This window comes from Pseudomonas cichorii, assembly GCF_018343775.1.
Lineage (GTDB): Bacteria > Pseudomonadota > Gammaproteobacteria > Pseudomonadales > Pseudomonadaceae > Aquipseudomonas > Aquipseudomonas cichorii.
Genome location: NZ_CP074349.1, coordinates 270321 through 297197, shown reverse-complemented (window position 1 = coordinate 297197; position 26877 = coordinate 270321). Strand labels below are relative to the sequence as shown.

The 26877-nt window shown below is 57.6% G+C and carries 22 protein-coding genes; 10 read left to right on the top strand and 12 right to left on the bottom strand.

Annotated elements, in window-relative coordinates; genetic code table 11:
- Positions 1-50 precede the first annotated feature (50 nt).
- From KGD89_RS01425 to KGD89_RS01400, 6 genes are all read right to left on the bottom strand, one after another.
- Entirely contained in the window at positions 51-1052 is a 1002-nt protein-coding gene (locus tag KGD89_RS01425) for a glycosyltransferase (protein WP_025258046.1), read from the bottom strand.
- Complete coding sequence (locus KGD89_RS01420) at positions 1045-1923, bottom strand: hypothetical protein (RefSeq protein WP_025258045.1); 879 nt, start codon at positions 1921-1923, stop codon at positions 1045-1047. The genes KGD89_RS01425 and KGD89_RS01420 overlap by 8 nt, the downstream gene beginning before the upstream one ends.
- Positions 1924-2206: 283 nt before the next feature.
- The gene (locus KGD89_RS01415) at positions 2207-3967 is read right to left on the bottom strand and encodes an ABC transporter ATP-binding protein (protein ID WP_038399730.1); all 1761 of its coding nucleotides are present in this window, start codon (positions 3965-3967) and stop codon (positions 2207-2209) included.
- A 4-nt stretch (positions 3968-3971) separates the two neighbouring features.
- A complete protein-coding gene (locus KGD89_RS01410) occupies positions 3972-5096 on the bottom strand; it encodes a DegT/DnrJ/EryC1/StrS family aminotransferase (RefSeq protein WP_025258043.1) in 1125 nt (374 codons plus the stop codon).
- Positions 5093-5557 (bottom strand): acyltransferase, encoded by a 465-nt coding sequence (locus tag KGD89_RS01405; protein ID WP_025258042.1) that lies wholly within the window; start codon positions 5555-5557, stop codon positions 5093-5095. Before KGD89_RS01405 ends, KGD89_RS01410 begins: the two co-directional genes overlap by 4 nt.
- Positions 5550-5954 (bottom strand): sugar 3,4-ketoisomerase, encoded by a 405-nt coding sequence (locus KGD89_RS01400; RefSeq protein WP_236249429.1) that lies wholly within the window; start codon positions 5952-5954, stop codon positions 5550-5552. The genes KGD89_RS01405 and KGD89_RS01400 overlap by 8 nt, the downstream gene beginning before the upstream one ends.
- Positions 5955-6348: 394 nt before the next feature.
- On the opposite strand from KGD89_RS01400, the gene KGD89_RS01395 reads away from it, so the two are divergent.
- Positions 6349-6630 carry a hypothetical protein gene (locus KGD89_RS01395; protein ID WP_025258040.1) on the top strand — a complete coding sequence of 94 codons (282 nt, stop codon included), beginning with the start codon at positions 6349-6351 and terminating at the stop codon, positions 6628-6630.
- A gap of 13 nt (positions 6631-6643) precedes the next feature.
- Here KGD89_RS01395 and KGD89_RS01390 read toward each other — a convergent pair whose 3' ends face one another.
- Positions 6644-8227, bottom strand: a complete 1584-nt coding sequence (locus tag KGD89_RS01390; RefSeq protein ID WP_025258039.1) for a methyl-accepting chemotaxis protein — start codon at positions 8225-8227, stop codon at positions 6644-6646.
- A 1156-nt stretch (positions 8228-9383) separates the two neighbouring features.
- On the opposite strand from KGD89_RS01390, the gene KGD89_RS01385 reads away from it, so the two are divergent.
- From KGD89_RS01385 to KGD89_RS01350, 8 genes are all read left to right on the top strand, one after another.
- On the top strand, positions 9384-10223 hold the full coding sequence (locus tag KGD89_RS01385) for an energy transducer TonB (protein ID WP_074569051.1): 840 nt from the start codon (positions 9384-9386) through the stop codon (positions 10221-10223).
- A gap of 71 nt (positions 10224-10294) precedes the next feature.
- A complete protein-coding gene (locus KGD89_RS01380) occupies positions 10295-10981 on the top strand; it encodes a MotA/TolQ/ExbB proton channel family protein (protein WP_038399729.1) in 687 nt (228 codons plus the stop codon).
- Positions 10981-11382 (top strand): ExbD/TolR family protein, encoded by a 402-nt coding sequence (locus tag KGD89_RS01375; protein WP_025258035.1) that lies wholly within the window; start codon positions 10981-10983, stop codon positions 11380-11382. Before KGD89_RS01380 ends, KGD89_RS01375 begins: the two co-directional genes overlap by 1 nt.
- 192 nt (positions 11383-11574) lie before the next feature.
- Entirely contained in the window at positions 11575-14298 is a 2724-nt protein-coding gene (locus KGD89_RS01370) for a TonB-dependent receptor (RefSeq protein WP_025258034.1), read from the top strand.
- Between the two features lie 146 nt (positions 14299-14444).
- Positions 14445-16328, top strand: coding sequence for an extracellular solute-binding protein (locus tag KGD89_RS01365; RefSeq protein WP_025258033.1), 1884 nt, complete (start codon positions 14445-14447; stop codon positions 16326-16328).
- A gap of 1 nt (position 16329) precedes the next feature.
- The gene (locus KGD89_RS01360) at positions 16330-17397 is read left to right on the top strand and encodes a microcin C ABC transporter permease YejB (protein ID WP_025258032.1); all 1068 of its coding nucleotides are present in this window, start codon (positions 16330-16332) and stop codon (positions 17395-17397) included.
- Positions 17397-18419: an ABC transporter permease gene (locus KGD89_RS01355; protein ID WP_025258031.1), complete on the top strand. Its 1023-nt coding sequence runs from the start codon at positions 17397-17399 to the stop codon at positions 18417-18419. Before KGD89_RS01360 ends, KGD89_RS01355 begins: the two co-directional genes overlap by 1 nt.
- Position 18420: 1 nt before the next feature.
- Positions 18421-20004, top strand: a complete 1584-nt coding sequence (locus KGD89_RS01350) for an ABC transporter ATP-binding protein (protein ID WP_025258030.1) — start codon at positions 18421-18423, stop codon at positions 20002-20004.
- A 3-nt stretch (positions 20005-20007) separates the two neighbouring features.
- Here the strand turns inward: KGD89_RS01350 and KGD89_RS01345 are convergent, their stop codons facing one another.
- From KGD89_RS01345 to gabT, 4 genes are all read right to left on the bottom strand, one after another.
- Positions 20008-21501, bottom strand: a complete 1494-nt coding sequence (locus KGD89_RS01345) for a methyl-accepting chemotaxis protein (protein ID WP_025258029.1) — start codon at positions 21499-21501, stop codon at positions 20008-20010.
- Between the two features lie 150 nt (positions 21502-21651).
- Positions 21652-22140, bottom strand: coding sequence for an Lrp/AsnC family transcriptional regulator (locus tag KGD89_RS01340; protein WP_002555947.1), 489 nt, complete (start codon positions 22138-22140; stop codon positions 21652-21654).
- A 46-nt stretch (positions 22141-22186) separates the two neighbouring features.
- Positions 22187-22843 carry an HAD family hydrolase gene (locus tag KGD89_RS01335; protein WP_025258028.1) on the bottom strand — a complete coding sequence of 219 codons (657 nt, stop codon included), beginning with the start codon at positions 22841-22843 and terminating at the stop codon, positions 22187-22189.
- 80 nt (positions 22844-22923) lie between these two features.
- Complete coding sequence (gene gabT / locus KGD89_RS01330; protein ID WP_025258027.1) at positions 22924-24225, bottom strand: 4-aminobutyrate--2-oxoglutarate transaminase; 1302 nt, start codon at positions 24223-24225, stop codon at positions 22924-22926.
- A gap of 273 nt (positions 24226-24498) precedes the next feature.
- Here gabT and KGD89_RS01325 point away from each other — a divergent pair, with 273 nt between their 5' ends.
- Positions 24499-25428 carry a 2-hydroxyacid dehydrogenase gene (locus KGD89_RS01325; protein ID WP_025258026.1) on the top strand — a complete coding sequence of 310 codons (930 nt, stop codon included), beginning with the start codon at positions 24499-24501 and terminating at the stop codon, positions 25426-25428.
- Between the two features lie 57 nt (positions 25429-25485).
- On the opposite strand, the gene argA is transcribed toward KGD89_RS01325, so the two are convergent.
- Positions 25486-26784, bottom strand: coding sequence for an amino-acid N-acetyltransferase (gene argA, locus KGD89_RS01320; protein WP_025258025.1), 1299 nt, complete (start codon positions 26782-26784; stop codon positions 25486-25488).
- Positions 26785-26877 lie beyond the last annotated feature (93 nt).

Genomic DNA, 26877 nt, shown 5'->3' with positions numbered 1-26877 from the left:
GATTAAACCTGTTCCAATACCCAGAAACTTCAAGCTCATCCGCTGCCTACTCATGCCTGGCGGTGCCCTGCATGAAAATCAGACGCCCTTTTGCTGACCAGTTCATAGTGGGACTTGTGGCGCACTGCATCGGGAGTCGACTCGGAATAACGCTTCACGGTTGGCACGAGTCGTGTAACCAATCGAAGCAGATAAACATAGTAGTTCAGATTGAGCAGCTTTTTCAAAAACCCGTTATCCAGGTTGTAGCAATACAGGCGATTCTTCAAGAGAATACGTCCGAACCAGCCTTTCTCCAGAGAGAGCATGTGGTTGAAGATATTCAGCTTGTCCTTGTCGAAGTCCGACCCCCTGACAAGATACGTCGATCCTGATGTGCGCCGGTAGTACACATACACTTTGCTGGACTGGTGAAAACTGACATTTCCATAAAGCTCGGCAGTCTTTACCAACATAGGGAAGTCTTCAGTCACGCTGTAGCTATTGATGAACTGGCAAAGCTCATCATTCAGCAGAAGTTTTTTATTGCAAAAGAGATTGGGCGTATTGATGCTGCTGATGTTTTTCAGACGCGCCATGAACGGCTTGTCTTTATAGATGGTATCAGAAGCCAGGATATGGAACAGGGTCGAAGGTGAATTGATAATCTCACCATCGATCAACAGCAGCGGCAGACCTGAATAATAGTCATGAGTGCTTAACTGTTCGGCCTCTTCGAAAAGATTCACACACGAGTAGACATCATCGCCAGCGGTAATCTTGAACAGCTCACTCTCAACATGAGGCCAGATACGGGTGTAGTTAAAGCAGGTACCATTGTTTTTTGAATGGTCCAGAACCTTGACATCATGAAACAGATGACCATGAACAGACAGCCAGCGATTGACCAGCTCAATGGTCTTGTCCCGGGAACAGTCATCCGCGATAACCAGACAAAAATCGTAGTCGGCACCGAAGCTTTCTATCAGAAATCTTATGCTTTCGAGGTGCTCGACAATATAAAGCTCGTGATTAAACGTCAAAACACCAAATGTAAATTTCTTCTTAGCCACGAGAAACACCTTCACTCAATTTTTTTGCCAACACTCTGTACAAGAAGATGAACGCCTTAAAACCAACCATCTTGAAGCCGAGTACAAAAAAATCGACTTTCCATTTCAAGCTGTACTTTCCATCAGACAAAGACTCACTTGCCACACCCCTTTTATTGATGTCTATCGGCAAATCATACTTCTTCAGTACCGGTGTAATAACGCTAGGCACCCACTTCCCTCGACGGATCGCGCCGCCAAGCGTGTAGTTGTAGACAAACGTATCTTCCTTGCCGATCTGGGCGCAGTAAAAGGTGTCGCCGCCGCTATAAGTCCGCGCGCTACCGAAAAACTCCCACGCCCAAGGCGAGTCAACTTCACCGGTAAACTCGGCAAGCTTACGGGTTCTCCAGAGAGCAGGCGCAGAATTCAAGCGGTAGTCATCTCGCGCGCCTACCACTTCAAAACCGTCAAACTCGCCTTCAACCCTGTTCACGCCAGGAATATTGCTGAAATAAAAAACAGCGATTTCGGAGCGTTCTTTCATGGCCCGGATGCCGTCAGCTATTTTCGACTGATTGACGGGAGACTCCAGGATGAAATCATCAAACAGAGTGATAACAAATTCAGTTTCCACCAGGGCCAGAGCTTTGCGTAACCGCCAGCCCCAAGGTCGCTTGGCTTCATCAGCCGACAGTTTCAATGTACGTATCTGAAACCCGTCAAACTCGAAACTTTTACGCTCCGTGTTCAATATGACCCGACAGTCACAGTCAGGCCACATCTCCTTGAGTGAGTAGAAAAAAGGGAGCCACACATCTTCATAACTGTCGCAGGAGTTAACAATGATTGTGCAATCCTTCCCACTCACCCTGCCAACGTTATCACTCATGACCCACTCCAACGTAAACCGCCGGGGGAGAGCCTGAAATAGCCATGCATTTCTGACCGCTGTCCCCTGATTCTCAAAGCAGTAAACCCATCCATTTGGATAGACTTCCACTCAATTCTGTTTTTCCGCTATCAGGCGCATCTTGCAGCGGCCACTTCCTACCTTGCAGATGCACCTGCGCCCTGCTTCAAAGCAGGGCGCATGAATGTTTCTAACATCGACGATATGCGTAGCGAGGTCTTGCCGGACGAAACCATGCCCCCGAAGACCCGCTCATTTAAAACTAACGAACGGCACCGCACACGGATTCATAAGAGCCATACCTTACCACCGTTCCACCTTCGACCTCGATAACAGTATCACAGGTCTCCAGCGTATTAAGGCGGTGCGCAATGACGATCAATGTCGTGCCATCCCCCAGATCATCGACGGCGCGCATGACTTCCTGCTCGGTTTTACTGTCCAGCGCACTGGTCGCTTCATCCAGAATGATAACGCTGGCTTCTTTATAGAAAGCACGCGCTATCGCAATGCGCTGGCGCTGTCCGCCGGAAAGAAAGACACCTCGCTCTCCCACCGGAGTCTCATAACCAGCAGACCACGATTCAATGACATCGGATATTTGCGCCTTGGCGGCGGCTCGCTTCACACGATCGAAATCGATATTTTCGTAAGGCACCCCAAAGGCTATGTTTTCAGCCACTGAAGCATCGGACAGAAAGATCTGCTGTGGCACGTGGGCAATGTTCCCTTGCCAGTTTCGACTGTTGTCCGTGTTCACCTCGACACCGTCGACCGTAAAGACACCGTCAGTTGGAGTCAGCAACCCCATCAGAATATCGATCAGGGTACTTTTTCCACTGCCCGTGGCCCCCATCAAGCCTACACGCGAACCTTTGGGAATATTCAGGCTGATGTTTTTCAACACCCACGGCGCATCGTTCCCATAGCGATACGAGACATTATCCAGCGACAGACGATCGTTGAAGTCCAGCGGAATGCGCGTCGTTTCGATTTCGACGTCATTACGCTCTTCTGGCAGAAGGTCCAATACATCTCGCAAGGAGTCCTGCGCACCACTGATACATGCCCAGGCAGCATAGGATTGCTGCAGCACCGGAAGCAGGCGTTGCGCCGCCAGCGCCAGCGCGCCCAGCATGGGAATGGATGCAAGCAGCCCACCGGGCAACTGCGCAAGCCAATAGGCAAAAATCGCAATCATCAGCATGCCGAACGATTCGATAGCGAATCGTGGTGAGTTCGCGATGATCTGGATATTAGCCTTGGCCCGACGCAGCTTGTAATCGGCGCTATCGAAGTCCTTTCGATAGGTGCGCTGAGACGAGTCGATGATCACGTCCCGAATACCTTCAAGACTTTCACTCATCAACTTCAGCAGCCGATCGGAAGTGACGCTCACCACCAGACTGTCTTTTCTCAACTGCTTCCTGGTCACCAGTACAACCGCCAGGTAGACCCCGCCAAAACTTGCAAAGGCGAGAAAGGCGACGACCGGCTGAATGGCCAGGACAATCACAAGGATTGCCAACATCATGAAAGCCGAGCTGACAATGGTCAGGGAGGGGAAAAGAAACTCCCGCACCACGGTATCGACCTTGTTGAAAATGGCAGTGATCACTTCACTGCTGTTCCTGGAGATGTGCTTGCTGTAAGGCTGATGAATAACCGTCTTGTATATATCGCCTGCCAGATCGCCACCGACGGCCGAACTCAGTCTGTTCTGCGCCCACATCAGCACAAAACGACTGACACCGGAGAATATGGCCGCGACAGCAAAAATGGCGGTCAACGGCAATAAAAGCCCGTTGGCAGAGTCGATTCCCATGGCTGCAAAGAGATCACCCACCAGCGGCTGGCTCAGTAGCTTCTCGGGATTGATCAGGACAGCCAGAAAGGGAACGATGGCTCCGATGCTGACTATTTCCGCAAGCGATGCAACCACCATGAGCCCGAGGATCACAAAGAACTGCAGCTTTCTCTTGAGTGTAAAACACTTCCAAAGGCGGCCTAGCAACTGAATCATTGAGTCACTCTTCGCAAGAAAAATTATTAACGGCTGCGATGACCAGTTCGACTTCAGCCGATGTCATTTCAGGACTCATTGGCAAACTCAGGACTTGCTGATGGATCTTCTCGGTCACCGGATAGCTGTGGCCATTGAGCTCTTTGTAAGCCTGCTGCTGATGGACAGGAATCGGGTAGTGAATGATGGTTTGAATACCTTGCGCGGCCAGATGCTGCTGCAACACATCACGCTGCCGGCATTGAACGACAAACAGATGCCACACATGGCTGTGCAGCGACAACGGGCAAGTGCCGGTGGCAAGTGGCAGTTCTACGGCAGGGTTGTTGATACCCTCCATGTACATCCTGGCAATTTCCCTGCGGCGTGCTGTCTGGTCATCCAGATACTTGAGCTTGACGCTGAGCATGGCTGCCTGAATTTCATCCAGACGGCTGTTCACACCCTGGTAGAGATTCTTGTACTTTTCATGGGAGCCATAGTTACGCAGTGCGCGCAGGACTTTCGCCAGCTCGTCGTCGTCGGTGGTAACAGCGCCCGCATCGCCCAGAGCCCCCAGGTTTTTTCCTGGATAAAAGCTGAAGCCCGAAGCATCGCCCCAGCTCCCTGCCCTTCGGCCATTGAAGCTCGCGCCATGGGCCTGGGCTGAGTCTTCCAGAACAAGAAGCCCCTTTTCCTCAGCCAGCGCCATCAATGCCGTCATGTCGGACAATTGCCCGTACAGGTGGACTGGCATGAGCACACGGGTTCTGGAAGTCACCGCAGCCCGGGCATTGACAGGGCACAGGTTGTAAGTGTTCGCATCGGGCTCGACCAGAACCGGCACCAGGCGATTTTCGGTAATAGCCAGAACACTGGCGATGTAGGTGTTAGCCGGCACGATGACTTCGTCGCCATCCTTGAGTTTCCCCAGCTCTTTCCAGGCACGCAACGTCAGGTTCAGCGCATCGAGGCCGTTGGCAACGCCAATGCAATGCCGGCTACCGCTGTAGGCTGCAAAACTTTCTTCAAAAGCCGACAGTTCATTACCGCCGATGTACCAGCCCGAATCAATGACACGGGTGCACGACTCGATCAATTCGTCACGCATCGTCGAATTGATTTTTTTCAAATCCAGAAAGCTGATCATTTGTCCAGGTACCTGATAATTCTTGCCGGGTTGCCGACTACAACAGCGCTGTCGGGCACATCTTTAGTGACCACAGAACCTGCACCTACCATTGCATTACTACCGATGGTGATACCCGGCAGCAATGTTGCATTGGCCCCAATACTTGCCCCGGCCTTGACCGTTATGCCTTGAAACGCATCGGGATATACTTTCGACCTGGGCATTGGATCGTTGGTAAACGTTGCGTTAGGACCAATAAAAACGTTGTCTTCCACGCGAGTGCCGCTCCACAGGAAAACACCCGATTTGACAGTAACATTGTCGCCCACGATGACATCGCCTTCGATCAGCGTATGGGCACAGATATTACAGTTACGACCGATAACCGCGCCCTCCAGAACCACGGAGTATTGCCAGATACGTGTCGAACTACCAATGCTTGAACTTTTGACATCGGCCAGAGCGTGAATCTCAGACATTATTTATCTCCGTGAGAAAACGATCATAATTTCTGATGTAATCCGACTCGTCATAATGCTCGCTGGCCAGTACTAACAATATGCAGTCGTCACTGAAGTCATGCATTTCACGCCAGACCATACTTTCGATCAGCAATCCTCGGGTAGCACTGTCCATCACGGTTTCTTCACGAACTTTTCCGTTATCCAGCACCATCCGGCACTGTCCGGCAACGCAGATAGCAACTTGTTTCAGGTTACGGTGAGCATGATACCCGCGACTGACACCTTCGCCGGTCCGATAGATGTAATAAACGCGCTTAATATCAAAAGGTATTGCTTTTTCCATACCAATTTCCAAAGCGACCAACCCTCCTCGTTCATCGCCCAGACTGGGAAAGTCAATCCATTTCATCATGCTCACTTCACATGCTCCGCTATATTTTCTGATTGGCGCTGTATAAGAATTCATCGAGATCGGCAATCGCTACGAAAAACGAATGGCTCAGCACTTACCCTGCGTTTTGCACCGGGGAGCTGCAATGCCTTTTTGCTATCTCTGCATGCGCCAGATCTTCGAGAGATTGTACACCGAGGCTCTGCAGGTCCGCTCATCGACTCAACCCCCCGATAATACGCAGGGCAGGCCACCAGTTATACCTTTATGAGCCCTGATCGATGAAAACATCTGTGTATCCCACGCCATGCCGCAGACGCGTTTCGTATCATGGCTATGAAAAAACGATCTCAGTGTAGGCACGAGGGAGCACAGCGCAAGACAATGCCCCGCCCAAACCACGGATGGACATGCAATGAAGGTAAAAAAACGATCAGCCCGATCCCAGCGCATACGCGAGCAGCAGCGGCTGAACCTGCAACGCTATTGGCTGGATTTCTATCGCACCCGCTATTGGGCCAAGGTCATGGGGGCTGTTTCGATGATGGTGCTGATGGCCGGGGTATCGCTGTACACGAAAAGCATGATGCCGCTCTATCTGATGACACCGATTGCAGTAATCGGTGTGCTGATGCTGACCTGGTTCTGGCGCAAACGGATCGGGCTGGTTGCCGATAAACCGAACCAGCCCGAATAAGACGCCTTTCATCTCAAAACCTAAATCGCCCGACACTCGCCTGCAAGCTGCCGCCCAGCCTGGCCAACTCGGTGCTGGACATGGCGGTTTCGCCGCTGGCGACGAAGGTCTGTTCCGAGATCACTCGCACGTTCACAACCCGGCGGTTGATTTCATCGGCGACGATGCTCTGTTGCTCGGCGGCTGCGGCGATCTGGGTGTTCATCTGTTCGACGGTGGAAACCGAACGGCTGATGCTCATCAATGAGGTTCCGGCCCGGCGAGTCAGCTCCACACTGCTTTTGCTCAATGACAGGCTATTGCCGAGGAACGCGGCGACTTTCTGAGTACCATTCTGCAGGCTGCTGACCAGCCCTTCGATCTCCTCAGTGGATGCCTGGGTGCGCTGGGCGAGGCTTCGGACTTCGTCGGCGACCACGGCAAAGCCACGACCGGCAGCACCTGCCCGCGCCGCTTCGATGGCGGCGTTGAGGGCCAGGAGATTGGTCTGCTGGGCGACCGACTTGATCACATCCAGCACTGTGCCGATCTTGTCGCTTTCGCGGCTCAGGTCGTTCATGGCGTCAGTCGAGTGATTGACCTCTTCAGCCAGACGCCCGATCTGGTCGATGGCCTGAAGCACGACCTCATCGCTCTTGCGGGCTTCGTCGTGAGCGGCGATAGCGGCGTGGGAAGCGTCTTCGGCGTTGCGAGCCACTTCCTGAACAGTAGCAGCCATCTGGTTCATGGCGACCGCAACCTGATCCGTCTCGCTCTTCTGGCTGGTAACCCCTGCGGTGGTTTGCTCGGTGACTGCCGAGAGCTGTTCGGAAGCACTGGCCAATTGCACGACACCGTCACGAATCCCGCCAATCAGGTCGCGCAGATTGACGGTCATGCGCTGCATGCTGGTTTGCAGAAGGCCCAGTTCGTCCTTGCGATTGACCGGAATGTCGGCGCTCAGGTCACCGGCGGCCACCCTTTCGGCAGCCTGCAGGGTTTCCATCAGCGGGCCCACGATTGATCGGGTGATGAGCCAGGCCGCCAATGCACCGAGAATGAGCGCGAAAGCCGTCGCAGCGATCAGCAGGAGCCTGGCCTCGGCAATATCTTCATCGCGTTTGGAGGTCTGGCTGATCATCAGCTGCCCGCCTGCGTCGAAGAGACTGGCCACTTCGGTATCCAGACCGCTCTGGGCTTGCCTGAGCTTTGACTCGTCATGGATCTCGGTAGCCCGGACAAAATCCTGAAAATGACTGCGGTAGCGCTGGGTCGTCTCCATGGCCCGGTAAATCAGGGCCAGATCCTGCGGATGGCTGAGCAGAGCCCTGACTTCTTCGTAATGGGTTTCAAGATTGTCGTTAGCCTTGAGCACGGCTGTCGCTCGATCCGCACTGGGCTGGACGGCGTAGGTCAACCGCGCAATACGCATGTCCCGCACCATTTCGTTGAGCTGGGAAATGGACGTCAGCTTCTGGCCCCGATCACGCAGGATACCGATTTCCACCCAACTGAAAGCAGCGATCAGGGTCGTCAGCAGCAGAACGCTGACAAACCCCAGGATCAATTTCGATCTGACACTGATATTGCCCAGCATACCTGCGAACCAGTTGACCATCTCAGAGCGCTCCGTGCACGTTTAGGTGCTGGTGAGTGTCCTCAGGGTCTTTCGGGTTCCGTCGTCTGCCTCATGGATGATCCCTTGGTATCCCCTGTGCGACGATCTGTATGTCCGCCGTTACAAAAAGACACAAGTTGGCACATTTCTTCCTAGTGGAACACTCGTACCAGAAAATCACTGGTTTTGCTGCATGGAAAGCGCCCATCGCGCACCACTGTGCAGTCACCGGATGCCACAGCGTCCATAAACAGTGCAAAGACCCGATCAAAAGTCGTGTCTCTTCAGATAAGGAGATCCATTCGTGCCCTATAGCGCTCGCTGTCTTTTCTACCCCGCCGCTCGTTCCGCCACCGAGTTCGTCCTTGCATGGACCTTCTGTCGCCCTGAGCGACCTGTCTTTTTCCTGAATCATTAGTGCACCGAGAACGAGAGTATTCACGTTCCCGTTTTGTATTTTTTGACTCATGCACTTTCTTTTATCAGCGGTCTATCGGCAGGTTCAGACGAGAACAATTATTCAACTAGATTAAAGTGGATTTCGTCCGACAATCCATCATTTAGTTCCAAATAGCCACCACTCTTTCAGAGTGGGCGCTCGGACTTTTCCTGCTTTTTATAAAGATTTTAAAAACACATCATCTTTCACTAAGGAGAATTTTCTGTGAGCCCTTGATTATCAACTGCACCAACTTGACTCGACTCATACAACATTGGTGCATGCCGTCAGCCGGATTTTAACTGGTGTCTTTTTGATATCGTCTGAAAAAACAGAGGGTATTCTTTCGCCCTCGACTTAATGACCTCACCCCTTGATAAACAGTGGGCCCAGCTCAGATTTTCCAAGGATTCGATAAAAAATTACATGAATGCGACATCCGCTCTATTTCATCCATTACAGACCACTTCCTGAAAGTTTCTGGCATAGCGGTTGCTAACTAGCCTTCAGGAACCCTCGCTACCTTCGGGTACGCGATAAGAAAAAGGACGCTCAATGCCATCTTCATAATCCGTAAACCGTTTTTATCCGATTGAGCCTGACTTGCAGCTCCACGGAACCGTGCGCCTGTTAAATGTGCAGCCCTCCAGTATTTGAACATTCACGAAATGTTTGAACGGACTTTTATTGCCCTTCAACTATTCCGAGGGAGCTTTAATGAATGATGCGGCAACCCTGAAATCGGTCTCTGATCCATTACCCGGTGAAGTTCCCACGGCATGGCAGAGTATTCCGTTTACAGCCAATACCTCACGACCTGGCAGTCTGAATAAACCGCAGGTTTTCCTGTTGATTGCCGCTTCGGTACTTATTCACGGTGTGGTCTGGTGGTACATGCAGACCGCCAAAGCCGAGCTTCCGGAAGTTGCGCCCCAGGTTCCGGAAATGACGATTGAGCTGACCAGCCCGACACCACCGACACCGCAAGCGCCGCCTCCGGAGCCACCTCCACCTGCGCCGCCACCTGCGCCGCCACCTCCGCCCCCCGAGCCCGAGCCCGAAAAACCGGTTGAGGACCCGGACGCGGTCAAGCCACCGCCCAAACCGGTGGAAAAGCCGAAAGTCGAAAAACCCAAACCGGTCAAGAAACCGGAGCCCGTACAAAAGCCAAGGCCACCCGCGCCGCCGGCACCGCCTGCGCCCAGTGCCCCGAGTACCCCGGCACCGCCGACACCTTCGCCCGCCCCTCCAGCACCTGCGGCGCCGGTCAAGGAAAGCGCAGCCGTTTCAGGGCTCGCCAGCCTTGGTAATCCGCCGCCCGAGTACCCGGGTCTGGCGTTACGACGCAGTTGGGAAGGTCGCGTGATTCTGCGCATCAAGGTTCTGGCCAATGGCCGGGCCGGCAGTGTTGAGGTGACCAGATCCAGCGGCAAACCGGTCCTGGACGAAGCAGCCGTGGAAGCCGTGCGCAACTGGAAGTTCATCCCGGCCAAACGTGGTGACACGCCTATCGAAGGCTTCGCGACACAGACCATCGACTTCAAGCTTCCGGAATGATCCGGCGGATAACAACCGACAACTTTATTCAAGCTGGTGAGGTGTAAACCATGAACGCATCGCTTTCTTCCATGATTGTCCCGGCCGTGCTCTGGGCACTCATTCTGTTTTCCGTATTGAGCTGGGCCCTGTTGCTGATCAAGTCGGCGCAGTACATGAGGCAGAAATCCCAGAACAAACAGTTCACCCAGGCCTTCTGGAGTGCCCCGGATCTGCTGACGGCGGCCGAACACGCTTCCCAGTATCCGGGCGCACTGGCCCGTATCGCCAACAGCGGCTTTGAAGCGATGGCGGTCGAAGACGCACCTCGTACCACCCAGCAACTGGCCCACACCATCAACCGTTCCGACCGCCTGGAACGCAATCTGCGCCAACAGATCCAGAAAGAACGCCGGGCACTGGAAAACGGTCAGGCCATTCTGGCCAGTATCGGCAGCACCGCACCTTTCATCGGCCTGTTCGGTACGGTCTGGGGCATCATGGAGGCACTGCAAAGCATCGGCCTCACGGGTTCGGCCAGCCTTGAAGCGGTGGCAGGCCCCATCGGCCACGCTCTGGTTGCCACCGGGGTCGGGATCGCCGTCGCGGTGCCAGCGGTGCTGATCTACAACTTCTTCCTGCGCCGCCTGAAGCTGGCCGTGGCCGACATGGACGACTTCGCCCATGACTTCGATTCGCTCGCTCAGCGCAGCGCCTTCGCCGTCACGCGTCAACCCATCGCCACCCGCCACAACCACTCCGTTCGGGAGGCAAGCTAATGGCCTTTTCCAACCAGGACAGCGATGAAGTGCTCAGCGAAATGAACGTCACGCCATTGGTGGATGTGATGCTCGTGCTGCTGGTGGTGTTCATCGTCACCACACCGCTGATGACCAATGCGATCAAGGTCAACCTGCCCAAGACCGACTCGGTGGCACCAGCCGAGAAAAAGGACCCGGTGGTGGTCAGCGTCGATCAGGACGGCAAGTTCTATCTGGCCAAATCTGAAATTGCCCCCGAACTGCTGGAAAGAAGCCTGCAGGACGAGAAGGCCAAAGACCCGGAAATCCGCGTCCAGTTGCAGGCCGATACGGCCGTGAACTATGGCCAGGTGGCCAAGGCCATGGCCTCGATCGAGCGATCGGGCATTACGAAGATATCCGTCATGACCTCGAAATGACATGAGGGCTTCGCCGCGCGAAGCCTGTTGACCGCACTCCCGTGAGCACGCTCGTCCGTGGGCCGCAAAGCCCCTGGAGGGGAGCGGCTTGCCGGAAAGGAAGAAGTGAAACTCCTGATGGGCACAACCGCATCGGGAAAAGAGGGCTCACAAGGCCATTTCAATAACGTCTGGAATAAGTCGGAAATTACCATGCTGATGAATCTTCCCGGTTGCACCCTCAACCCCCTGGCCATTGCGGTACGGCGCCATCCCCGTGTGCTGCTCTGCGCACTGGCCATGGGCATAAGCGGTGCTCAGGCGGCCGATGCCGTCGATGCGGACACAAGCAGTACAAGCGTCTCCTCCAGCGCCGCCGTCGTACCCGCCACGACCCAGTTGCAGCGTGTCGAAGTCACAGGTTCGGCGATCCGCAGGGTCGATGCCGAGACGGCCGTGCCCATCACCATCCTGCGCGCCGATGACCTGAAAAAACAGGGCGTGACTACCACTCAGGAAATGGTCCAGCGCATCACCGGCAGCCAGTCGATCAACAACAGTGCCGGTTCGGTCGGTGCCGGAACGGGAGGCGCGTCCTACGCCGACATGCGCGGGATTGGCGCAAACAAGACGCTGGTTCTGCTCAACGGACGCCGTCTGGCGAACAACGCCCTGTCGGGTGTCGGCACACCCAACGGCAGCGCCATCGACCTGAACATGATCCCGTTTGCCGCCATCGACCGGGTGGAAGTGCTGCGTGACGGCGCCTCTGCGCTGTACGGCACTGACGCCATCGGTGGGGTCATCAACTTCATCACCAAGAAGTCCATGACCGACGGCACCTTGAGCCTGGGCGGTGAAACCCCCACCAACAGTGGCGGCGGAGCCACCAAGGACATGAGCGCCAGTTGGGGCTTCGGTGACCTTGAAGAAGACCGCTTCAATGTCATGGGGGTCTTCAACTACAACAAGCAGCAGAACCTGGATGCCAACGACCGCTCATTCGCCAGGGATTATGTGCCGGGACGCGGTCTTAACCAGACCTCAGGGACCGCCTTCCCCGGCAACTATTACCAGGGCAACAATGGCACGAATCCGCTGGCCGGCGGCAACTGCAACGGGCCCAGCCTGATCGCCAGCAACGGCATCTGCCGTTTCAGCACCCGCGAATACATCGACCTGATTCCGCAGACCGAGAAGACTTCCTTTTTCGGCAAGGCCACCGGCAAGCTGGCGGACGACCACAACGTCAACCTCGAATACTTCTGGGCCCGCAACAATAACCACACCGACATCGGCCCGGCCCCCCTGACCGGCCTGTCGCTGGACGCTTCGTCGCCCTACTACCCCGGCAACGGCATCACGCCCTTGCCGACCAGTTTCGTGCTCGACCCGACACAGCCCATCGATACCGCATGGCGGGAAACCGCAGCCGGGCCACGGGGTGCCAGCGACCAGAACACCAGCCAGCGCTTTCTGCTGAGCTTCGATGGCATGGTCAGCGGCTGGGACTACAACGTCGGCGCGTCATACAACCAGAACAAGGTCATTTCCTCACTCACCAACGGCTATGTCAGCGATGCGGCCATGATCGCCGGTCTGGCCAACGGCATCATCAACCCGTTCGGTCCGCAGACCGCGGCAGGCCAGGCATTGATCGATGCCAACGAATACCATGGCCAGTACTCAAGCGCCGTGGGCCGGGTGGCCGGTATCGACGCCCGTATCAGCCGGGAAATCGGTGACTGGTTTGGTGCCGGACCGGCCGGCCTGGCGCTGGGCGGTGAATACCGCAAGGAGAAAATGCATCAGGAGTACGAAGCCTTCGTCAATGACGTCAGCAGCCTGGGGGCAGACGCGGCGGGCAGTGTTTCGGGCGAACGCAGCGTAAAGGCCCAATACGCCGAATTGAACGTTCCGGTCCTCGACAGCCTGGAACTGAGTGCTGCCATTCGTCACGACAAATACAGCGACTTCGGCAGCACGACCAACCCCAAATACTCATTCCGCTTCCAGCCGTTCAAGCAACTGGTGGTCAGAGGAGCCTACAGCGAGGGCTTCCGCGCGCCTTCTCTGTATGAGCTTTATGCGCCGCGCAGCCTGAGCTTCACCCAGGGTTACTACAACGACCCGACCCTGTGCGCAGGCGGTACCGTGCAGCCTGGCGGTAATGCCGGACGCGATTGCAATCAGCAGTTTCTCAACAACAGTGGCGGCAATACCGAGCTGGCTCCCGAAAAGGCCCGCAACGTGACACTGGGCTTCGTCTACCAGCCGGTCAGCAACCTTTCCATGGGTCTGGATTTCTGGTGGATTCACATCTCCAACCAGATTCAGTCGTTCCCTGAATCGACCGTCTTCGACGACCCCACCACCTACGCCGACCGCTTCATCCGCAACCCGGATGGTTCGATTGCCAATATCGTGACCGGCAACGCGAACCTGGGCATCGTCAAGACCAATGGTGTGGACGTCACCCTGGACTATCGCTTCCCGAACACGCCGTACGGCCAGTTCGGCCTGGGCATGACCGGCACCTATGTGACCCGCTACGACTACCAGAACATCATCGACGGCCCCTACACCGACAAGGTCGGGGACTTTCAGGGCGATGGCGTGATCTCGCGCTGGAAACATGTCCTGACCGGTACATGGTCGCTGGGCAACAGCCGCGCGTCCCTCACCAACCGCTTCACCAGCGGTTACAACGACTATGACCGCACCACCAACGCCCGGGTGGCGTCGTATACGCTCTGGGACCTTTCGGTCGGGCATACCTTCGACAAGGTGCTGGATGTGGATGCCGGGGTCCGCAACCTGTTCGACCGCGATCCGCCGTTCTCCAATCAGGCCTACAACTTCCAGTCCGGCTACGACCCGCGCTATGCCGATCCGCTGGGCCGCACGCTGTTCGCCCGCATGACCTATCACTTCTGAGGTGGTGGCGTGGCTCATACCCGCTCCGTGAGCCACGCCTTGAGTTGCGCTTCGCCCCTCCGGCCCTACAGGTTTCATCCACCTTCCCCGGCCGGAGGTTTTTTCGCAGTACATGAGTATTCAGTGCGTACAAGGACAGCCCCATCATGTTGCGTACCTCCCGTTTTCTAAGGCGCCTGCTGCTGGGCGTTGCTCTGTACGGTTATGGGCAGGCACTGCTGGCCGCGCCGACCCACGCCTTGACGGTCTATGGCGAAGCCCCGAAATACCCTGCGGGCTTTCAGCACTTCGCTTACGTCAACCCGGACGCCCCCAAGGGCGGCTCGCTGACACGCTCGGCCGAAGAAATCGGCCAGTTCAATTACCTGAACCCGTATGTCGATCAAGGCATCAACGTGGTTCAACTCGACACCTGGGTCTATTCCCCGCTGGCCTATCGCTCACTGGATGAGCCCTACACGGTGTACGGCCTGATCGCGGAAAAAATGGAAATGGACCCCAACGGCCTCTGGATTCGTTTCTTCATCAACCCCAAGGCGCGCTTCGAGGACGGCACACCCGTCACCGCCAATGATGTGCGCTATACCTTTGAACTGATGACCACCAAGGCCAGCTTCAGCTACCGGCCCATGTATGCGGACGTCAAGGATGTGGTCATGGAAGGACCGCTACAGATTCGCTTCGACTTCAAGAACAACCTCAACCGCCTGCTGGCCCTGGATATCGCCAGCATGCGCATCCTCCCCGAACACTGGTGGAAGAACAGAGACTTTGCCAACGGTGGAGGTTTCGAGGCACCGCTGGGCAACGGGCCTTACCGGGTCGCGAAAGTCGACGCCGGACGCAGTGTGGTCTTTGAACGGGTCAAGGACTGGTGGGCCAAAGACCTGCCGGTCAGCCGCGGGCTGTATAACTTCGACACCCTGACCGTGAATTTCTACGGCGACACGGAGATCGCCCGGCAACTGCTGCAGGCCGGAGCCTTCGACTACAACCGGGAGTTCTCATCGGCGGGCTACACCGTCGGCTACAGCGGCCCGGCCATCGACGACGGACGTCTGCAAAAACACATTCTGGCCCGGCAACGCCCCGTTTCGGCACAGGGCTTTGTCTTCAATCTGGACAACCTCGTCTTTCAGGATCGGCGGGTGCGCGAGGCGTTATCGTTGCTGTGGGACTTCGAGTGGCTGAATCGTCGGGTCATGCGCAGTTTCTACGTGCGGGAACAAAGCTACTTCCCCAAGAGCGAGATGGCCGCCACGCAATTGCCGGACGCAGCCGAACTGAAGATTCTCGAGCCACTGCGCGGCCAGGTCCCGGATGAGGTATTCACACAGGTCTACCAGCCACCCAGCACCGACGGCAGCGGCTATATCCGCGACAAACAGTTACAGGCCCTGAAGCTGCTGGCCGAGGCGGGCTGGCATCCGCGCAATAACAAGCTGGTCAACGCAGCGGGCGAACCGCTGACCTTCAGCTTTCTCGACGGCCAGGGCGGCTTCGACCGGTTGATATTGCCGTTCAAACGAACGCTGGCGCAGATCGGCATCACCCTGAATTTCATGCGCATCGATTCGGCGCAGTACATCAACCGGCTCAACGCCCGGGACTACGACATGATCGTGGTCAGTCTGCCGAAAAACGGCAATCCGCTGATTTCCCCGGGCCGTGAACTGTACAACCTGTTTGGCTCGCAAAGCGCCACGCAAGTGGGCAGCTCCAACGCCATGGTCTTGCGCAATCCCGCTGTGGACAGGTTGATCGACGGCCTGGTCGCCGCCAACAGTCGTCAGGACATGGTGCTTTATGCCCGCGCCCTGGATCGGGTCCTGCAATGGGGCTACTACATGATTCCCAACTACTACTCCAAGGGAACGCCGCTGGTGTTCGCCAATCGTTTTGGCCGCCCCGAGATAGAGCCCGTCTACGACATTGGCCTGGAAACCTGGTGGCAGATCAGCCCGACAGCACTGACCAATGCCCAGGCTTCGGCCCTGACAGGCAAGACCACCGCCGCGAAGGAGCCGTAACATGTTGGCTTATATGATTCGACGCCTGCTGCTGATCATCCCCACGCTGCTGGCCATCCTGATTGTGAACTTCCTGATCGTACAGGCGGCACCCGGCGGCCCGGTCGAGCAGGCCATCGCCCGCATTCAGGGCTTCAGTCCCAACGGGATCGGCGGTGGTGGCGGCGAAGTGGCGGCCTCCGGCACCGCAAGCCGCAGCACTCGTGGGCTGGACCCGGCACTGATCGAAGCGATCAAGGAGCATTACGGCTTCGACAAGCCCATGCACGAACGTCTGTGGCTGATGCTCAAGAATTATGCACAGCTGGATTTCGGCACCAGCTTCTTTCGTGGTGCCGAAGTGACGGAACTAATTGCCCAGAAACTGCCGGTATCACTGTCTCTGGGACTGTGGGCAACGCTGATTACCTACCTGATCTCCATACCGCTGGGCATCCGCAAGGCCGTGCGGCATGGCAGTGCATTCGATGTCTGGAGCAGCACGCTGGTCATCATCGGCTATGCCACGCCCGCGTTTCTGTTCGCCATTTTATTGATCGTGGTCTTTGCCGGGGGCAGTTACCTCAGCTGGTTTCCGGCGCAAGGCCTGCTCTCGGACAACTTCGACAACCTCAGTGCCTGGGGCAAGGTCAAGGACTACCTCTGGCATCTGGTGCTGCCGGTCAGTGCCCTGGTGATCGGCGGTTTTGCCACGCTGACCATCCTCACCAAGAACAGCTTTCTCAACGAGATCAGCCGTCAGTATGTGGTCACGGCACGAGCCAAGGGCCTTACGGAGCACCGGGTTCTGTATGGCCATGTGTTCCGCAACGCCATGCTGCTGGTGGTCGCCGGGATTCCGCAGGCCTTGATCGAGGTGTTTTTCGCCGGCTCCCTGCTGATCGAAACCATCTTCGGCCTCGACGGGCTGGGGCGCATGAGCTACGAGGCGGCGGTTTCGCGGGACTATCCGGTGGTGTTCGGCACACTGTTTCTGTTCACGCTGTTCGGCCTGCTGATCAAGCTGGTGGGCGACCTGTGCTACACGCTGGTCGACCCGCGCATCGACTTTTCCGCGAGGAGCGCCTGATGTTCGAGTTTTCTCCCCAGAGCAAACGCCGCATGGCGCTGTTCAAGACCAACCGGCGGGGCTGGTGGTCGCTGTGGATCTTCCTCGCGCTGATGCTGGTCTGTCTGTGTGGCGAGTTGATCGCCAACGACAAACCACTGGTGCTGAGCTACGAAGGCACGCTGTATTACCCTGCCCTGCACACCTACATGGAAACCGATTTCGGTGGCGAACTGCCCTTCGAGCCGGACTACTCAAGCGACTATGTACGCCAACTGATCGCCGCCAAAAACGGCTGGATGCTGTTTGCGCCGATCCCTTTCAGCTATGACACCATCAACTACGACCTGCAAGCCCCATCGCCCAGCCCGCCAAGCAGCCACAACTGGCTGGGCACCGACGAGCAGGCCCGGGATGTGCTGGCGCGGGTGCTGTTCGGTGCGCGGATTTCCATCCTCTTCGCCCTGCTGCTGACCGCGATCAGTACCGTGATCGGGGTCTGTGCCGGTGCGATACAGGGTTACTACGGCGGCATGACCGACCTGATCGGCCAGCGGATTCAGGAAATCTGGTCCGGTTTGCCGGTACTGTATCTGCTGATCATTCTGTCCGGCTTCGTTTCACCGAATTTCTGGTGGTTGCTGGGCATCATGGCGCTGTTTTCCTGGCTGGCACTGGTGGATGTAGTACGGGCCGAATTCCTGCGCGGCCGCAGCCTGGAATACGTCAAGGCAGCCCGCGCCCTGGGCCTGACCGATACTGCGCTGATGTGGCGGCATATCCTGCCCAACGCCATGACCAGCACCCTGACCTATCTGCCCTTCATCGTCACGGGTGCCATCGCCACCCTGACCGCGCTGGATTTTCTCGGCTTCGGCATGCCCGCAGGCAGCGCCTCGCTGGGTGAACTGATCGGTGAAGCCAAGCGCAATCTGCAAGCCCCCTGGCTGGGGCTGACCGCCTTTGTGGTACTGGCGCTGATTCTTTCCCTGTTGGTGTTCATCGGCGAAGCCTGCCGCGACGCTTTCGATCCCCGGAGCTGACATGCAAGAGACCCTGATTGAAATACGCGACCTGCGCGTCGCCTTCAACGGCCACGAAGTGGTGCATGGTGTCAGCCTCGATATCCGACGCGGCGAATGCCTGGCGCTGGTGGGTGAATCCGGCTCGGGCAAATCCGTCACGGCCCACTCGATCCTGCGCCTGCTGCCGGCAAAGACCGTCAGCACCCAGGGTACGATCCGCTACGACGGCGTGGACCTGGTGAGTGCCAGTGACAGGCAACTGCGCAACCTGCGCGGCAACCGGGTGGCGATGATCTTTCAAGAGCCCATGAGCTCGTTGAACCCGCTGCATACGGTCGAGAAACAGATTGGCGAAATCCTGATCACCCACAAGGGCCTCAAGGGCAAGGCCGCCCGGGACCGGACGCTTGAACTGCTGGACCTGGTGGGCATCCGTGACCCGCTCGCGCGGCTCAAGACTTACCCTCATCAGCTTTCCGGCGGTCAGCGGCAGCGCATCATGATCGCCATGGCGTTGGCCAACGAGCCTGACCTCCTGATTGCCGATGAACCCACCACGGCGCTGGATGTGACGGTGCAGGTGAAGATCCTCGAACTGCTCAAATCCCTGCAACAGCGCCTGGGCATGTCATTGCTGCTCATCAGCCACGACCTCAATCTGGTCCGCCGCATAGCCCAGCGGGTCTGTGTGATGCGTGAAGGACAGATCGTCGAGCAGGCTGACTGCCAGGCCCTGTTCGACCACCCGCAGCACCCTTACAGTCGACTGTTGATAAACGCCGAGCCTGACGGCGAGCCGGTGCCTTCTAGCCATCGGAACACCCTGCTGTCGGTACAGGACCTGAAAGTCTGGTTCCCGTTGAGCAAAGGCTGGCTCAAACGCAACCCTCGCTACATCAAGGCTGTGGACGGGGTGAGTTTTGAACTGCTCAAGGGCAAGACGCTGGGCATCGTCGGCGAGTCCGGTTCGGGCAAATCGACCCTGGGCCAGGCGATCCTGCGCCTGGTCGACTCCGAAGGCAGCATCCGATTCGGCACCAAGGAACTGAGCCTGCATAGTCAGCACCTGATGCGCCCCTTGCGGCGCCAGTTGCAAGTGGTCTTTCAAGATCCGTTCGGCAGCCTCAGCCCACGCATGACCGTGCAACAGATCATTGCCGAAGGACTGGTCACCCACAGGATCGGCACTGCCGAGGAACGCGAGCAGGCGGTCATCCGGGTCCTGCAGGAAGTCGGGCTCGACCCGGCCACCCGCCATCGTTATCCTCATGAATTCTCCGGCGGTCAGCGCCAGCGCATCTCGATTGCCCGGGCGCTGGTGCTTGAGCCGGAGCTGATTCTGCTGGACGAACCCACCTCGGCACTGGACCGCACGGTGCAGAAACAGATCGTCGCCTTGCTGCGCGACCTGCAGATTCGCCACGGCCTGACTTATCTGTTCATCAGCCATGATCTGGCAGTGGTTCATGCGCTGGCGCATGACCTGATCGTCATCAAGGACGGCAAGGTGGTCGAGCAAGGCCCTTCACGGGAGATCTTCGCCAGACCGCAGCAGCCCTATACACAAGAACTGCTGCAGTCATCGGGACTGGTCTTCGCGTGAAACCTATCGATTGAAGGTCTTGCCCAGCGCCTCAAGCCGCATGGCCAGCGGTGGCAGGCGCTGGCTGCTCTGCGCCAGCACGTCGATATTGGCTGCGGTGTCTTCGGCGATGCTCTGTACCGAACGCAGTTGATCGGCGATTTCCCGACTTGCCGTGGACTGCTCGTCAGTGGTGGTGGCAATCAGGCCGTTGAGTTGCGTGATATAGCCGATCCCGTCGCCCACGGCGCGCAGCGATTCGGATGCGCGCTGGCTGTTCTCGACGCAGCGCCCGACATCTTCGCGGCTGTCCTGCATGGCCGTGGCAGCCTGGCGGCTACCTTGTTGCAGGTCATGGATGATGACCTGGATTTCCTTGGTGGACGAAGCCGTGCGCTGAGCCAGGTTACGGACCTCATCGGCCACGACGGCAAAACCACGGCCCTGCTCGCCAGCCCGGGCGGCTTCGATGGCGGCATTGAGTGCCAGCAGGTTGGTCTGCTCGGCGATGCTGCCGATCACATCCAGCACCTTGCCAACCTGCTCCGACTGCTCGGCAAGGGCCTGCACCGTTTCATCGGTGGTGTTGATACGCTCGGCAAGCCGGGTGATTTCAGTTTGCGCCCGACCGACGCTTTCACGCCCGTGCGCCACCTGTTCGTGGGCATCACCAGCACGCTGGACGGCCTGGGCGACATGCCCGGAAATATCGTTCATGGCGCCGCCCATGCGCTGCATCGCATCGCTCATGCGGGCGATTTCAGTCAGTTGATACTGCGCTCCGGCTTCCAGTGTGCCGCTGGCCCTGGCCAGATCATGGCCCAGCTCGCCAAGGCCGCGGGTGTCACGTACCACGCCATCCACCAGTCCGGTGATCTGCGCCAGAAAGCTCTCGAAACGCTGAGTAAGGGAAACCCTGCCTGCTCTTTCATCAACCCGCGCATCGGTAGTGAGCTGCAAAGCGGTGGCGAGCATTTTGTCGAGCATGTCCTGATTCTCGACAGCCTCGGCCTGGTTCTGAACGGCGAGGTACATGAGGATCGCAGTCTCTACCACCACATAGACGGCATGCACCATCACCATGCCCCAGCCACCGGCATGGTGCATGACATACACCGGGAAGCCCGAATGTTGCAGGACGTGAAACACAACGTGATGAACAGCGATGACAACGGCTGCCACCAGGATCGGCAACCAGTCGCGGTAGAAGGTCAGTACCGCCAGGAATACAAAGATGCCGAAGTGGATTTCCACCACTCCCCGGGCCTGATTGATATGCAGGGCCGCCATGAGCATCAGGCCGACGCCAAAGCAGCAGCGCATCAAACGGCTGCCGCCTATGGCCCGATACAGTGCAGTCAGCACCAATGCAGTGCCACCGCCCACCAGCATTGCCTGGGTAAAGGTGTCGTGCCAGAACGCCAATCCGATCGAATACACAAACAGCAGCCAGATCAGGCCAAGCATGATGCGATCGGCCTTGCGGTAATGCTCAAGAAAACGAGGAGCTGAAGGCATCAAACACTTCCTTATGGGAGAAACCAGACAACAGATGGCAAGCACCATGGCGCAGCAAAATCACGGCCAAGTCATAGGACAACCAAGTGACACGCAACAGAATGTGTCAAATCGGTGACTTTGCGCAACTCGGCTATTGGCCTTTAGCTATCAATGACGCAAAAGCTTGCGTAAAGGCACACCGTCTTTCATGACAGGGGATTTGATGACGATGTAGCTGAAGTACTTGGAGATGCCGATATTCTTGTCCAGCAACTCCTCGATCACTTCCTGATAGTGCTGGATGCTGCGGGTCATGAAGCGCACCAGATAGTCGTAACCGCCACTGATGAGATGGCATTCGAGCACTTCGTCCACGTGTCGGATATTGGCCTCGAACTTGGCAAAGTCTTCGCGTTTGTGGTCGCTGAGGGAGATTTCGGTGAACACCGTGACCGATTCGGTGATCTTCGCGAGGTTCAGGTGAGCCTTGTAGCTAGAGATATAACCGGCCGATTCCAGGCGCTTGACCCGTTGCAGGCAAGGGCTGGCTGACAGGCCTACAGCATCTGCGAGGCTGACGTTGGTCATGCGACCGTCTTTCTGAAGCTCGACCAGGATATTGATATCAATACGATCCAGTTTGACCAGGCCTTCCATCAGCTACCTCTTGATTGCCGTTCACCAAAGCTCTCTTCTAGCAAAATCAGCGCCTTAAAGACAACTGATGCTGCGCCACAAGGTCGGCCATGCTGTTGATACACAGATCGGCGGGGCAAGGCTGACGATGTTCGACACGGTCGCGACGGATCAGGCACAGACCGCCGCTGCCCAGCGCTGACGCGGGAGGCCGTGACACCAGCAGGGTTTCACTCGGGTGCAGATCCATCTCGGCCAGCCAGGTCGTGTCATCCAGCGGGTGAGTGGTCAGCGACAACAAGCTGTCGGGTTCCAGTCCCAGACGTTCGCACAAGGCATTGCGATCCTGAGCATCGCGGTCGGCATAAACCAGCAGCCGGTAAAACTTGCGCAGGTACAGCATGGCACCCGGCGCATCCTCGAACAGCGTCCAGGTGTCCACCGAACGCGCGAAAGCCATGCCTTCTTCCCAAGTGACCCTTGCGCCGAAGCGCTCGGCCAGTTGTCGGTGGGCAAAACACAGCAGACCACTGAAACCCAGTTCTCCGAAACGCGGATAAAGCGCACTCACGGCCTCTGCGAACGCCGTCAGCACCTGCTCCCTGTCGGGCTTGTTAGTGCTGTGTTCCAGCAATGGCTGCAACGCCGACCAGACACCGGAATCGCGGTCCACCAGAACTTCATCGCAGTCGATCAACAGTGCCCGGTAATCAGTCAGCGCCATGACAGGTCAAGCCTCCATTAAACATTCAGTACCCACGGCCACGCAGTGTGAACACCTGCGCGACCGGGCTTGAGCGACGACTAAGACTTCAATACTCGTGCCAAGGCCCCGTCGAGGATGGTCAGGGCTTCGTCGATCTGTTCTTCAGTCGTCACCAGGGGCGCAAGGAAGCGCAGCACATTGCGATACACGCCGCACTTGATCACCAGCAGGCCGCCAATGCGGGCTTGGTCGATCAGTTGCTGATTGAGGTCGGCATCCGGGCTGCGCGCAGCATCGTCCTTGACGATTTCCATCGCCAGCATGAAGCCGGGACCACGTACGTCGCCAATGCAGGAGTAGCGGGACTGAAGCTTGAGCAAGCCGGCGCGCAGGTAGTGCCCCAGTTGCTCGCCGCGCTCAGGCAGGTTGTCCTGTTCGTAGGTATCGATGACCGCCAGGGCTGCGGCGCAGGCCAGAGCATTGCCGCCATAGGTGCCACCCAGGCCGCCCGGAAGCGGTGCGTCCATGATCCCGGCACGTCCGACAACACCCGACAGCGGCAGACCGCCCGCCAGGCTTTTGGCAACGGTCACCAGATCCGGCTGAATGCCAGCGTGCTGGAAACCGAACCATGTGCCCGTACGACCAAAACCGGTCTGGATTTCATCGAGAATCAGGACAATGCCGTGCTGCTCGGTCAAGGCCCGAAGCGCTTTCAGGAACTCCACTGGCGCGGCCAGAAAACCGCCATCGCCCTGCACAGGCTCGATGATGATGGCGGCTACGCGATCCGGCGCAACTTGTGTAGCCAGCAATTCATGCAGCGCAGCCAGGGCCATTTCACCCGTGACGCCACGGTATTCGTTGGGATACGGGGTGTGGAACACTTCAGGTGCCAGCGGCCCGAAGTTCTGCTTGTAGGGCTGGCTCATGCCAGTCAGGGTCGTGCCCAGCAAGGTGCGACCATGGAAACCGCCACGAAACGAAATGATCGCCGGGCGATTGGTGTGGGCGCGGGCAATTTTCACCGCGTTCTCGACCGCTTCGGCGCCGGACGTGAAAAAAACAGCCTTGTGGTCGATGCCGCTGTCACCAGCCACCAGGTTGCTCAGACGTTTGGCCAGTTCCACATAAGGCTGGTAGGCAACCACCTGGAAGCAGGCATGGGTGACCTTTTCCAGTTGGCCCTGCACGGCCTTGACGACATTCGGATGATTGTGGCCGATATTCAACACACCGATGCCGCCAACGAAGTCCAGATAGCGCTTGCCATCGACATCCCACAATTCGGAACCCTGCGCACGATCGATGACCAGCGGGTGAGCAGTGACCACGCCACGGGGTACGAACTGATCGCGTTGACGGAGCAGATGAGGTGTTTCGTCGACTTTGCTGTTCATGGCTTTACCTGTAGTGGGCCGGGCAATCGGCACGTGATTGCGATGCTGTTCAGGTTAAGCGTTCAGCGAAACGATCTACGCCGAACTTGCCCCTCCAGATGCCCATATCCACTGTTTTCACCCTTGCAAACGGCAGATTCCTTCTGGCCATGCAATCTGCCGCGCAACGCCCTGTTTACAGGCTGAGCCACCTTTTTGCCGGGCCTCTTTCAACAGATCCTGCTCCAGCCTTGAGGCATGATGGAAGCCCCCTTTCACGCTCAGGAAATGCCCATGCCCGCTCTGCTCTATAAAGCCGATCCTGCCCGCAGCGAGCGCTGGAGAGCCTTGTTCGCCGAGCACGCTCCCGATATCGAGTGGCGCGCATGGCCGGACATTGGCGACCCGCAGGACATCCACTATCTGGCGGCCTGGCTGGCTCCCGATGATCTGGAACACGCGCTGCCCAACCTCAAGGTGCTGTTCGCTCTGTCGGCGGGTGTCGATCAACTGGACCTGAGCCGTATCCCGAAATCACTGCCGGTGGTGCGCCTGCTAGACCCCGGCATCAGCCAGGGCATGTGCGAATACGCCTGCTTCGCCGTGCTGACCCTGCACCGCGAAATGCTGCGCTATCGCCAACAGCAGATCGAAGGCCGCTGGCAGGCTCACCCGCTGATTCCGGCGCATAAACGGCGCATCGGCGTCATGGGGCTCGGTTTGCAGGCGCAGCATATTCTCGGGAGCCTGAAAGGCTTCGGCTTTGCCTTGTCAGGCTGGGCACGCAGTGAGCATCGTATTGAGGGCGTCGACTGCCATGCGGGACCTGAACAACTCCCCACGTTCCTGGCGCAGTGCGACATCCTGCTGTGTGTGCTGCCACTGACCGAACAGACCGAAGGCATCCTCGACCGTGAACTCTTCAAGCACCTGCCCAAAGGCGCGGCGCTGATCAATATGGGGCGCGGCAAACATCTGGTGGAAGACGACCTGTTGGCCGCGCTGGACAGCGGCCAGCTCAGCGCCGCCGTACTGGATGTGCTGCATAAGGAACCGGCTGCCAGCGATCACCCGTTCTGGAAACACCCGAACATTCTGCTGACACCCCATGTCGCCGCCATGACCCAACCGGAAAGCGCATTTGCAGGCTTGCTGGAAAACATTCGTCGGTTCGAGCGGGGCGAGTCAATGGAAGGGCAAGTGGATCGTGGGCAAGGCTATTAGGCATTCGCGAATGAACCCGCTCCGGCATCGCGCCGAAGCGGGTTCATTCGCAAGCAATCAGATCGCTTTCTCGAAGATCTTCGAATTACGCTGATAGTTGTAAAGCGACGCTCGTGCGCTGGGCAGACGGTCGACGGTGCTGGGTTCAAAGCCCCGCTCGCGGAACCAGTGTGCGGTGCGAGTGGTGAGGACGAACAGCGTCTTCAAGCCCAAAGCCCTGGCACGGTTTTCGATACGCTCCAGCAACTCATCCCCGCGTCCGCCGTGGCGATACTCCGGGTTGACCGCCAGACACGCCAGCTCACCGGCCTCGGAATCGGCAATCGGATAGAGTGCCGCGCAGGCAATGATCAGGCCTTCACGCTCGACCACGCTGAACTGCTGGATCTCGCGCTCCAGCACTTCACGGGAGCGACGTACCAGAATCCCCTGCTCTTCCAGCGGCGTGATCAGGTCCATCAGGCCGCCCACGTCTTCGATGGCCGCCTCACGCACCAGCTCGAACTGCTCTTGCGCAACCAGCGTACCGCCACCATCACGGGTAAACAGCTCATTCAGCAACGCGCCGTCTTCGGCATAGCTGACGATATGGCTGCGGCCCACACCGCCGCGACAGGCTTCGGCGGCAGCATCCAGCAGTTCGGCCTGATAGTTGTTGCCCAGACGCAAGAGATGAGCAGGCACTTGCTGAGGGCGCAGTTCACGCACCAGACGGCCCTGTTCATCCAGCAGGCCGGTTTCGGCACCGAACAGCAGCAGTTTGTCCGCCGCAAGGTCGATGGCTGCGCGGGTCGCGACGTCTTCGCAGGCGAGGTTGAAGATCTCGCCTGTCGGCGAATAGCCCAATGGCGACAGCAGCACGATGTGACGCTCGTCCAGCAGGCGGTTGATACCTTTGCGGTCGACACGGCGCACTTCGCCGGTGTGCTGATAATCGACCCCCTCAAGCACACCGATAGGTCGAGCCGTGACCACGTTGCCGCTGGTCACCCGCAGGCGTGAGCCCTGCATCGGCGAAGCCGCCATGTCCATGGACAGACGCGCTTCGATGGAAATACGCAGTTGCCCTACCGCATCGATCACGCATTCCAGGGTTTCGGCATCCGTCACGCGCATGTCGCGATGGAAACGCGGTGTCAGGCCGCGCTGGGCCAGACGGCTTTCGATCTGCGGACGCGAACCATGGACCAGCACCAGTCGCACGCCCAGGCTGTGCAGCAACACCAGGTCGTGGACGATATTGCCGAAATTGGGGTGCGCGACACCATCGCCGGGGAGCATGACGACAAAGGTGCAATCGCGGTGGGCATTGATATAAGGAGACGCGTGACGAAGCCAGTTAACGTAATCGGGCATAACCGAAAGAGCCTGTAAAAGAATGGACGAAAGACAGAAACACGCACAACGCTGTGGTGGTTATCGTCGGAACAGGCTTGGCAACACGCGCAA